General features: G+C 42.5%; 11 protein-coding genes. 5 read left to right on the top strand and 6 right to left on the bottom strand.

Annotation, left to right across the window (positions count from 1 at the left end; all coding sequences use genetic code 11):
• Positions 1-35: 35 nt before the first annotated feature.
• From minE to minC, 3 genes are read right to left on the bottom strand one after another with little or no spacing between them, the layout of a single operon-like run.
• On the bottom strand, positions 36-302 hold the full coding sequence (gene minE / locus ABYB02_RS10660; protein WP_024604840.1) for a cell division topological specificity factor MinE: 267 nt from the start codon (positions 300-302) through the stop codon (positions 36-38).
• A gap of 1 nt (position 303) precedes the next feature.
• Positions 304-1,113: a septum site-determining protein MinD gene (gene minD, locus ABYB02_RS10655; RefSeq protein ID WP_372762442.1), complete on the bottom strand. Its 810-nt coding sequence runs from the start codon at positions 1,111-1,113 to the stop codon at positions 304-306.
• 5 nt (positions 1,114-1,118) lie between these two features.
• Positions 1,119-1,823, bottom strand: a complete 705-nt coding sequence (gene minC, locus ABYB02_RS10650) for a septum site-determining protein MinC (protein ID WP_372762441.1) — start codon at positions 1,821-1,823, stop codon at positions 1,119-1,121.
• Between the two features lie 155 nt (positions 1,824-1,978).
• On the opposite strand from minC, the gene ABYB02_RS10645 reads away from it, so the two are divergent.
• Together ABYB02_RS10645 and ABYB02_RS10640 are read left to right on the top strand one after the other, a co-directional pair.
• Positions 1,979-2,260 (top strand): YcgL domain-containing protein, encoded by a 282-nt coding sequence (locus ABYB02_RS10645; protein WP_372762440.1) that lies wholly within the window; start codon positions 1,979-1,981, stop codon positions 2,258-2,260.
• The gene (locus ABYB02_RS10640; protein ID WP_372762439.1) at positions 2,253-3,269 is read left to right on the top strand and encodes a lytic transglycosylase domain-containing protein; all 1,017 of its coding nucleotides are present in this window, start codon (positions 2,253-2,255) and stop codon (positions 3,267-3,269) included. Before ABYB02_RS10645 ends, ABYB02_RS10640 begins: the two co-directional genes overlap by 8 nt.
• A 64-nt stretch (positions 3,270-3,333) precedes the next feature.
• On the opposite strand, the gene ABYB02_RS10635 is transcribed toward ABYB02_RS10640, so the two are convergent.
• The 3 genes from ABYB02_RS10635 to ABYB02_RS10625 form a co-directional block, all read right to left on the bottom strand.
• Positions 3,334-3,879, bottom strand: a complete 546-nt coding sequence (locus tag ABYB02_RS10635) for a GbsR/MarR family transcriptional regulator (protein ID WP_372762438.1) — start codon at positions 3,877-3,879, stop codon at positions 3,334-3,336.
• A gap of 170 nt (positions 3,880-4,049) precedes the next feature.
• On the bottom strand, positions 4,050-6,470 hold the full coding sequence (locus ABYB02_RS10630) for a TonB-dependent receptor (protein ID WP_372762437.1): 2,421 nt from the start codon (positions 6,468-6,470) through the stop codon (positions 4,050-4,052).
• 269 nt (positions 6,471-6,739) lie between these two features.
• On the bottom strand, positions 6,740-8,017 hold the full coding sequence (locus tag ABYB02_RS10625; protein ID WP_372762436.1) for an amidohydrolase family protein: 1,278 nt from the start codon (positions 8,015-8,017) through the stop codon (positions 6,740-6,742).
• Between the two features lie 214 nt (positions 8,018-8,231).
• Between ABYB02_RS10625 and ABYB02_RS10620 the strand changes: the two genes are divergently transcribed.
• The 3 genes from ABYB02_RS10620 to ABYB02_RS10610 all read left to right on the top strand — a co-directional run.
• Positions 8,232-8,744, top strand: a complete 513-nt coding sequence (locus ABYB02_RS10620) for a YcgN family cysteine cluster protein (RefSeq protein ID WP_372762435.1) — start codon at positions 8,232-8,234, stop codon at positions 8,742-8,744.
• Entirely contained in the window at positions 8,744-9,253 is a 510-nt protein-coding gene (locus tag ABYB02_RS10615; RefSeq protein ID WP_372762434.1) for an RNA methyltransferase, read from the top strand. Before ABYB02_RS10620 ends, ABYB02_RS10615 begins: the two co-directional genes overlap by 1 nt.
• A gap of 282 nt (positions 9,254-9,535) precedes the next feature.
• Positions 9,536-10,531: cache and HAMP domain-containing protein (locus tag ABYB02_RS10610; RefSeq protein ID WP_372762433.1), on the top strand; the 996-nt coding region annotated here is incomplete at its 3' end.

Raw genomic sequence — 10,531 nt, 5'->3', positions numbered from 1 at the left:
TCAATAAAAAAGGGCGTATTATACGCCCTTGTTTATTATACTTTTGGCTCTTCGTCAGGTAGGGTGACGTTTAGTTCGAGTACCGCTAAATCATCTTCATTTTGATCAAACTGTACTTGAACAGCATCACTGCTGACATTTACGTATTTACGGATCACATCTAATATATCTTGTTTTAATTGTGGTAAGTAATCCGGTGTGCCTCGCTGCGAACGTTCGTGCGCGACTATGATCTGCAATCGCTCTTTTGCTAATGACGCACTGTTTTTCTTTTCTGAGCGGAAGTAGTCAAGTAAAGACACGTTAACCTCCAAATATCCGTTTGAATAAGCCTTTTTTCTCTACATCTAAAAAGCGAAACTCAACTGTTTCACCTAATAAACGATTAATTGCATCAGCGTAAGCTTGGCCCGCATCAGACTCACTGTCTAAAATAACCGGCTGGCCCGAGTTTGACGCACTTAATACAGCTTGAGATTCAGGAATAACACCTAATAAATCGATGGCTAATATATCTTGTATATCTTCAACCGACAGCATTTCACCTTTAGAAACACGATCTGGATTATAGCGGGTAATTAATAAGTGTTCTTTAATGTTTTCTAGGCCTTCTTCAGCGCGTTTAGACTTGCTGTGTAAAATACCTAAGATTCGATCTGAGTCACGCACTGACGATACTTCTGGGTTGGTCGTCACAATCGCTTCATCGGCAAAATACATGGCCATCATAGCGCCGGCTTCAATACCTGCTGGCGAGTCACATACTATGTAATCAAAATCTTCTTTTAATTCATTTAATACGCGTTCAACCCCTTCACGGGTAAGTGCGTCTTTATCACGGGTTTGTGATGCGGGTAATAAAAACAGTTTATCTACGCGCTTATCTTTGATAAGTGCTTGATTTAAATTTGCTTCACCGTTGATCACGTTTACAAAATCGTAAACAACACGGCGTTCACAGCCCATGATCAAATCTAAGTTACGTAAGCCAATATCAAAATCGATAATAACGGTTTTATAACCCTTTAACGCTAAACCGGTGCCAATTGCGGCACTTGATGTTGTTTTACCAACACCGCCTTTACCTGAGGTAACGACAATTACTTTTGCCATGAGATTTATCCTTTAACCAATGCTGAAATTTCTAATGAATCATTTTTTTGTTGTATTTGCACAGCGCTACCCCAGTGCTCACCTTGCAGTGAGTCACTGATCCAGTAATTACCGTTAATTGAAACAAGCTCTGCTTCTAGCTTATTACAAAATATATACGCATTTTTTAACCCTTTTGCCCCAGCAATCGCGCGGCCACGCAGCGTGCCGTAAATATGCACATTGCCATCGGCTATCACTTCTGCACCATGACTGACTGCGCCGAGCACGATTAAATCTCGGTCTTTGGCATACACTTGTTGCCCAGAGCGTACCGTGCCATTTATTACTTGCGCTGGTAAATGCACTGTCTTTTCAACAATCGACGTATTCGCCTCTTGTTTAACCGGTTCACTCTTAACGTCTTGTGAATAGTTTAATACCGATAACCCTGCGGCTTTAGCCAGTGCATGTTGCTCATCTGAGCCATTACATACACCCACAGCATTAAAACTCATACGTTCTAGCAATGATTTTAAATGCACAAAATCAAGTGCACTGTTTTTTATTTCTATTAAATTAACAACAATAGGGGCCCCTTCAAAAAACTTAGGTGCCTGCGCTATTTTTACATAAAGCTGCTCTGCTAAAAGGGAGATATCAGCGCTATAAAGCTGCAAAACTGATAACGTAAAAAGATTCCCTTTTAACTCAAAAATTTGGTCCGACATACACGCTCAATTGTATTATTTGATCAGAAATCAATATTAGATAAACGCAGGCTGAATAAGGCCTTAAATGAAATTTCTAATCTAATTTTTCTAACTTATTATTACTCTCATGTTATAGTGTACGACACTGTTGTGCAACAATTTATAGGGCCATAATGCTAACTGCGGTATATAAAAGTAACAAAAAAGCGGACACTTTTTTATTTGTAGAAAAAAGAGATGATTTTAGTAAAGTTCCGGAACCTTTAATGGCTATGTTTGGTCAACCTCGGTATGTGATGATCATCAACTTAGCAAAACGTCAGCATTTAGGCGGCTCAGATTTAGCCGTGGTAAAAAGTGAGTTGGCAGAAAAAGGCTATTATTTACAACTGCCACCGCCAAAAGAAAACTTGTTGAGTCAACTACGAAAAGAAAATGGAGCTGATAGTGATTAAAAAACTAGCTGTAATATTATGTGGTGTTTGTTTAAGCACCTCGGTAATGGCAAAAACACAAGCCGAGTTTAACGCTTACTTAAGCGATTTAAAACAACAAGCCCTTGCTAAAGGCTATGCAAGCGAACTTGTAGAGCAAGCATTTGCCACGGCAACGTATAAAGAAAAAGTAGTCTCGGCTGATAAAAATCAGCCCGAAGTAAAAGAAACCCTCGAAAGCTATTTACCGAAACGTGCACCGCAGTGGAAGATTGACCGCGCACGTAAGCTGTACGCTGAAAACAAAGATGTACTGGAACAGGTTGCCAAAGACTATGGCGTACAAGCGCGTTTTATTGTTGCCCTGTGGGGGCTGGAAAGTAACTTTGGAGCCATACAAGGTGGCCATAATGTTATTTCGTCACTGGTGACGCTGGCGTTCGATGGGCGTCGTGAAACCATGTATAAAAAACAGCTATGGGCTGCCCTCGACATTTTACAGTCGGGGCATATTAGCCTTGATAAGTTTAAAGGTTCATGGGCTGGTGCTATGGGGCAAACGCAGTTTATGCCGACTTCGTTTAACGCCTATGCCGTTGATTACAATAATGATGGCCGTAAAGATATTTGGACCACAAAAGAAGATGCGTTTGCCTCTATTGCTAATTACTTAAAGCAAGAAGGCTGGAATGACGCACTTACTTGGGGCCGCCAAGTGCAGCTACCGGACAATTTTGATAGTCAGTATATTTTAAAACGCGGTACTAAAAGCCGCAAGCAATGGCTAGAATATTGGAATAACTCAGAGCGCTCATTAGCCCAGTGGCAAGCACTGGGAGTGCGCCGCGCCGATGGTAGCGATTTACCTGAGGTTGATATTCGTGCAGCTTTGGTAATGCCAGATGATATTAATGGCCGCATGTATTTAGCGTACGATAACTATAAAGTGTTAATGCATTGGAATCGTTCGTATTACTTTGCCACCAGCGTCGGGTTTTTGGCCGATAGAATCGGTTATCCGAAAATTTAACTTGCTATAATAGCTCAACCTGATTGCTTAAAAAGCCGCTAATGCGGCTTTTTATCTTTATGCGTTACTGTTTATTAAATATTTTATCTTTTAAATCAATTACTTTGCCGATACCTGAGCCCAACTTCATTAGGTTATGTAATTGCTCAGGGCTTAAGCGTTGAAGCTCAGCTGACCATTTAGTGACCGTTTCGAGTAGATTGTGAATTTCCCCCATTTGTTTTTGTGCATACCGCGCATCGTCATCGCTTGCTTCATCTAACAGGTTATTGCGCAGCAAACTCAGCGTGGGCTCTATTTCACGTTTTTTGCGTTCTTCAAATACACGGTTTGCCAGCTCCCAAATATCACCCGCCGGCGCATAATACTCTTTTCTGTCACCGGGTATATGCTGTACTTTAATTAGCTGCCACGATTGCAGCTCTTTAAGGCCCATACTCACGTTACCTCGAGAGATACTCAAAGCTTCGGCAATTTCGTTGGCGGTCATAGGATCTTTGGTTAAAATTAACAAGCCACACATTTGGCCAATGGTGCGGTTAAATCCCCAGCGGCTGCCCATCTCACCGCAGTGCATTACAAAGGCAAAATTATTTTCGGATAAACTCATAGCTTCTTAATATTCAGTAACTTCAGAAAGTAATGCTAGCACGCTTATTTTAGATAGCAAAATTTTAGTCAAGCTTATCGGTATTGCGATTTTTATATGCATCTAAAACCACACTCAACGAGCTGTAACAGATCACTTGCTGAGTGTGGCGCGCTTTTCAATAGCGGCGGTTACAATGTATAACTAAAGCTCAGCTTAGCGTTGCGCTCTTCGCCGGGCATGCCGCCTAAAAACATCGCTTTAGAATAGTAATGTTTATTAAACAGGTTGTTTAAGTTTAATTGTAAGTGCCACTGCTTTGTGGTGTAAGAAACGGCTGCATCATAGACGGTGTAGCTAGGCACATAGCCATTAGGTATGCCAAACGAGCTTGAGTTAGTGCTGCGTTTATCAACATAGGTTATGCCACTGCTAAAGGTGACCGCTTCGGGTAAGTCAAACCAGTTCGCATAATAACTAACCCAAGTGCTAGCGGTGACATAAGGCGTTCCTTTTTGACGGGTGTCGTACGAAGCCCGTGTGGGATCTTTTTTATCCCGTGCATCTTGATAAACGCCATTGATATTCACTTTCCAGTCGTCATTTAAATACGCATTAATATCAAGCTCCACCCCTTTAGTTTGCTCTTTACCATTAAAAAAGCTTTTTACCACATCGGGTGCAGAGACCCCGGCTTCATAGAGTGGGTTTGCGTATTCTAAGTTGGTACGGGCACTTTCAAATACCACTATTGATGCCAACAACTGATCGTCAAACGCCTTAAAACGCATGCCTATATCGTTACTCAGTGATTCAGAGTCTTTTCTATCGGCTTGATTGCCACTCACAGCGCCTAATACGCTATACGCTGTACGGCCTTTAGAATGGTTAACAAACACAGATAAGTGTGCGTTTGGCTGATAGGTAGCGCCTATGTTATAGGTTAAACCACTGTCGGCAGTATTGGCCTCTGCAGTGGGGTTGGCGCGGCTGGCACTGTAACGCGGATCGACGCCTAAATGTTGATAGCTTTGCTTGATACGATTATAAGCCAGACCTACGCGGGTGGTCAGCGCATCGTTGATATAGGCAACATGTTGCAGACCCACACCCCACGCTTGCACTTTTTTATTGTAGTTGCTGGTTTTTAGCGGATCGTAATCGGCAAAGTGACCAGTGGGCCAATTTGGCTGTCTAATATCATAAATATAATCAAGCGAGCCTTGGTAGGTGGTATCTCCTTGGTTATTTTTGATCACATAGTCTTTATCCCAAATTGAGTATTGTTCAAAGCGAATATCGCGGTCTTCATAATTGGCATTCACTAACAGTTCGTTATCAATATCACCAAGCATAAAGTCATAGCGCAAATCAGCAAAGTATTGCCACGACTTTTCATCGGCAGCCACTTGTCGGTACTCTTGGCGGCGTGCAGCAAAAGGGTACAGTACACCATCTTCAACTAAAGGAGCGCGAGGATCGGCATTAATTACGCCATTTCGCTGCCAATATACATAGTTATAGGCGCCGGTTTGGCGTGCAAAACTTGAGCTGTAATTACGGTATTGCAGTTGCTGGTTTAACAATACATCATCGCTCAGGTAGTAGTTATGGGTGAGTTTAAAACGCAGCTCTTCACCTTCATTATCTTTTGCCATGGGCGAGATTATACCGTTATTACCAAAGCGATACGGCGTTAAGCCATCAGCAGGCGCTAACGAATTGGCTAGTTGCTCGCGTTGTGCATCCGTCAGTTGCAAACCTTTATTGCTTTCATCATTAGCTAAGTCAGCCCCGGTTACCTCACCGGCAGTTAAGCCGTTGACTGAATCTGCATTAAAGATACGAATAGGGTGGCCGATTGAATCTACCGCAATGGCATCATTAATATACGCAGCAGAAAGTATAATGTCGTGCTGATCATTAAGCAGATATTTTATCGAGCCATAGATTTCGTCGCGTTGCTCTTTTAAGTCACGAAAGCCTGCACTTGAGGCGGTTTTTGCCATCACCCGATAGGCAATATCGTCTGTAATTGCATTGGTGCTATCTATGGAGAGGGCATAACTATCCCACTGACCCAGCTCTACAGCTACCTTGTGCATGGCATTAAATTGCGGCTTCTTTTCGATTAAGTTGATCACGCCACCCGCGCTGCCCATGCCGTAGAGGCCGGTTGCTGGGCCTTTTAACACTTCAACCGACTCCACATTGGTTAGTGATCGTGTGGGATTAAAGGTATTACCAAGCCCGGCGCCGCCATACATACCGTCGTAAGTGTAATTAGCCCCTAAGCCACGGATCACTAAATTATCACCTATGCCATAGTTATTGCCGGCTTGGGTTAAGCCACTCACGTTCCTAACTAAATTTTGCAGGCTATTAACGCCCTGAGATTCAATTAGTTCGCGGTCAATCACCACCACTGGGGCGGGAGTTTGCATCAGTGACATATCCGACTTAGTCGCAAGCCCTGAGCGCATAACAACACGGTTTTGTTTTTCATACACACTAATGTGTTCTATATCTTCGTCTACAGAGGTTGTTGCAGCTATTACAGCCTGTGCATTTAAGCAGGCGAGGGTCACTAAGGAGTATTTAAATTTCTTCATGAGGTGATAATCATTCGTATTTAATAATTTAGTGAATGATAATGGTTATTGTTTTCAAGGTGAATAAAAAGTTCAGTTTTTTTATTAAAAAAGTATTAATTGCGCAATGTTTGCGCGTCATATTAGTTTTTAGCAACGTTACTGCAAACTAGTTAACATTTGTGTAAAGCTAACAAGGGCAAAGAGAGTGTGTGCCCTGCTGTGAAAGAATGCAGGCTGAGCTTTATGGTTCAGCCTGCATCTATTAGGAATGGTTATTTTTGCTATGTTTACTTTTCGCTTTTGTATACAACCCCTGCTTTCATCACAAATGGGATCTGTTCTAACAAGGTAATATTTTGTAACGGGCTGCCTTTTACCGCAATTAAATCGGCTGCAAAGCCTGGTTTTAGTTGTCCCAGCTGCGCGTCCATTTTTAATAGTTTTGCACTGTTGATTGTGGCAGTTTGAATGGCTTGTAGTTCACTCATGCCAAATTCAACCATTCGCGAAAACTGCTTTGCATTATCACCATGCGGGTAAATAGCCGCATCAGTGCCAAACACCATATTTACGCCTGCAGCAACAGCACGCTTAAAACTGTCGCGTTGTACTTTTGAGACTTGGCGTTCCTTATTGAGATTTTCTTCATCGACGCCATTTTGTTCGCCAAAGCTAAGGGTATATTCGGTATTGTATATATCCATCGACAGCCAAGTGCCATGATCTTTTGCCAACTGTATTGCTTCATCATCTAAATAGCTGGCGTGCTCAACGCTGTCTACGCCGGCTCTAATGGCGGTTTTTATACCATCGGTGCCGTGTGCGTGGGCGGCAACGGTTAAATCACGCATATGAGCTTCATCCACAATGGCTTGCATTTCTTGTAACGAATATTGTTGTGCACCCAATTTGGTGCCTTTTGAAAACACTCCGCCAGTGGCACAAAATTTAATGGCGTTGGCGCCGTATTTAATATTTTCGCGTACTTTAACGCGAACCCCCCATGGGCCATCGGCCACGCCTTGTGCCGTGTACTTTAGTTCCGGTGGTAAGCGGTTATTATCACAATGTCCGCCGGTAATGCCTAACGACGGGCCTGCAGCCCAAATACGTGGGCCAATAATATCGCCGGCATTAATACCGTCACGTACAGCAATAACACTGTAGCCATCGGCCCCAACATTACGCACTGTGGTAAAACCGGCCTCAAGGGTTTTTTTCGCAAAATAGGCAGCTTTTATTGCCATACGCGGTACCGATTGCCCTAATCGTTCGCTGCGTGACACGGTAGGATCGCTAGTTAAATGCACATGCATATCCATTAGCCCCGGCATCAGCGTCAATTCAGGCAGCGAAATATGCTCATCATCTTTGCTAAGCGTTGGCGTTTTATTACGTTCCACAGCGGTAATGATGCCGTTATCTATGGTAATTAATGGCGCGTTGATTAGCTGACCTGTTTGCACATCGAGCATCGCTTTGGCAGATACATACGTCACTGCGTGAGCATTAACGCTATGCAAACATAATAGTGCGATAGCGGATGAGAGTATTTTTTGTTTCATTTTAGTGTGTTACCGAGAAGTGAATATTTATTCGACTGTAGCAACCGGGCTTGTTTCTGTAAATATAGCCTTTTAGCTTAATCAATATCTTTAGCGCGCTGGCGCGGTTTTATGTAGGTGGGGGGAAATAATAAAGCCTAGGGATAATTCGCAACTGTAATTTACGTCGTAATAAGTTAGAATGCGCGCACTATAAGGGGCGTGAGTAGATTTTATGTTTGATCAACAGTTAGTAAATAGCCAATTTTGGCTTAAAAAAAGCCTAAGCGACATGAACCAAAATGAATGGGAAGCCATTTGTGATGGCTGTGGAAAATGTTGCTTAAATACCTTTATCGACAGCGAAGATGAAGAAGAATTTACTGCAACCGATCAATTGCGTGAAGGTGAGCAGTTAATATTTACTAATATTGTTTGTCAGTACCTCGATAATAATAGCTGTGGCTGTAGTGAATACGAAAACCGCCAAACTTTGGTCCCCTCGTGTGTCAAACTCACTAAAGAAAACCTTAAAGATATCTTTTTTATGCCACAAAGCTGTAGTTACCGTAGGTTGCATGAAGGACGTGGGTTAGCGTCATGGCACCCTTTGTTAAATAATGGCGACAAAACCATGATGCATCAGCAGGGGATATCGGTAAAAGATAAAACCGTGAAAGACTGCGATGTGAATTTAGACGACTTTGATTTATATATTGCCGAGTGGCCTACTAAGGATTGCGATTAATGACACCACAAGCAACGATTGGCTTAATTAATCCCAAAAGCCCAACCAATGTAGGTGGGGTACTGCGCGCCGCAGGGTGTTATGATGCCCAGCAGGTTTTTTTCACCGGTAACCGTTACCTTAATGCGCAAAAGTTTCACACTGATACCAAAAACGTGCTGCAACGCATTCCACTCACCGCGGCTGATAATTTAGCCACCGTAAAACCTCAAGGTGCAACGGTTGTGGTCATCGAGTTAATTGAGGGCGCGACACCTTTGCCTGAGTTTACCCACCCGGAAAATGCTTTCTATGTATTTGGTCCTGAAGACGGCTCAGTGTCAAAAGAGGTATTAAAATGGGCCGATGAAGTGGTTTATATTCCTACTCTTGGCTGTATGAACCTTGCGGCAACCTGTAATGTGGTGCTTTACGACAGGTTAGCAAAACTCGGTGGGGTGGAAAGTAGTGACACCACCATTATTAATTCTCGCGATACCAACAATAAAATGAAGTGGCATAAAGCATAATCTTCACTAAGCGTGTTTATTGCTTGAATTTATAAGCTTGATATTTTTTGAGCCTAGAGTATAACGCTGTAGGCTAACACCCTGTTATAGCTTGAATGATAATAATTTAAGCATCATATAGCTAGATCGCCTGCTGCATGCCACACTCCTTCATTGAACGCATTTTATTTAATGCTTTAGTATTGTTTTTCAGTTTATCTAGCGTATTCACCTCATAGCTAAGACTTTTTGTTCTTTTTTTGTTAAAAGTGTTGTTAACAACAATAACAATTTAAGGCAGTTATGTTAGCGTCATTAAAATTCACCACCAAAGTAACCATAGCCGCTTCACTGGTGTTAGTGCTGGTACTGGGGCTTTTTACTGTAAATAACTACATTGCGATGCGTAACCAAACGCAGCAACAGCTTGCTTTAGTGTTGCAACAAAACTCCGAGTCTGTGTCACAAAACATTGCCAACTGGCTGAATGATAAGTTGGCTATTGTGAAATCAATTGCGTACACACATCAAACAACCGATCCAGAAACACTAACACTCGCACAGCTTAATACCGCCGAGGTTGCAGGTAATTTTAAAAATACTTATATTGGCAAACCCAGTGGTGTGTTTATTTTAAATGATACTAGTGTGGTGCTTCCTGCAGATTTTGATGCCACCTCGCGGCCTTGGTATAAACTTGTGGAAAATAAAACCAATACCGCGTTTACCACCCCCTATATTGATGTGACCAGTAATGAACTGACGATTTCAGCTGTGGTGCCAATGCAGCAAGATAAGCAGTTTATTGGCGTAGCGGGGGCCGATATTGAGATGAGTATTATTACCAAAATCATTAACGATATTGACTTTTTAGGCTTAGGTTATGGCTTTTTAATTGACCATCAGGGGCAGGTTTTAAGCCACCCGAATCGCGCGCTTAATTTAAAAAACACCACTGAGCTATTTGGCACAGCCACGCCATTAGTCAGCACGTTCACTGAGTATCAACTTGACGGCCAACCTAAACTCGTGTCTTTTACTAAAATACGCGGCATAGAAAATGTCGACTGGTATTTAGGCGTGGTGATTGATAAACAGCAAGCCTATGCCAGCGTAACGACCTTTGAAAAGCGGGCTGCGCTATACATGTTGCTGGGCATTATTGTGATTGTCATTATGATGCAGTTGTTATTGCGTTATTTAATGCGCCCGATGCGCAGGCTCAACGATGCAATTAAAGATATAGCGCAAGGTGAAGGCGATTTAACCTGTCGCTTAGTGGTCGAAAACAACGATGAG

The organism is Pseudoalteromonas sp. (assembly GCF_041613455.1).
In the GTDB taxonomy this organism is placed as follows: domain Bacteria; phylum Pseudomonadota; class Gammaproteobacteria; order Enterobacterales; family Alteromonadaceae; genus Pseudoalteromonas.
This window is presented reverse-complemented; position numbering and strand designations above follow the sequence as displayed.

Bases quoted from the DNA above. Each gene is read 5' to 3' on its own strand.
- minC (WP_372762441.1), bottom strand. From the start codon at position 1,823: ATGTCGGACCAAATTTTTGAGTTAAAAGGGAATCTTTTTACGTTATCA.
- ABYB02_RS10620 (WP_372762435.1), top strand. From the start codon at position 8,232: ATGTTTGATCAACAGTTAGTAAATAGCCAATTTTGGCTTAAAAAAAGC.
- ABYB02_RS10630 (WP_372762437.1), bottom strand. From the start codon at position 6,470: ATGAAGAAATTTAAATACTCCTTAGTGACCCTCGCCTGCTTAAATGCA.
- ABYB02_RS10645 (WP_372762440.1), top strand. From the start codon at position 1,979: ATGCTAACTGCGGTATATAAAAGTAACAAAAAAGCGGACACTTTTTTA.
- minD (WP_372762442.1), bottom strand. From the start codon at position 1,113: ATGGCAAAAGTAATTGTCGTTACCTCAGGTAAAGGCGGTGTTGGTAAA.
- ABYB02_RS10625 (WP_372762436.1), bottom strand. From the start codon at position 8,017: ATGAAACAAAAAATACTCTCATCCGCTATCGCACTATTATGTTTGCAT.
- ABYB02_RS10635 (WP_372762438.1), bottom strand. From the start codon at position 3,879: ATGAGTTTATCCGAAAATAATTTTGCCTTTGTAATGCACTGCGGTGAG.
- ABYB02_RS10615 (WP_372762434.1), top strand. From the start codon at position 8,744: ATGACACCACAAGCAACGATTGGCTTAATTAATCCCAAAAGCCCAACC.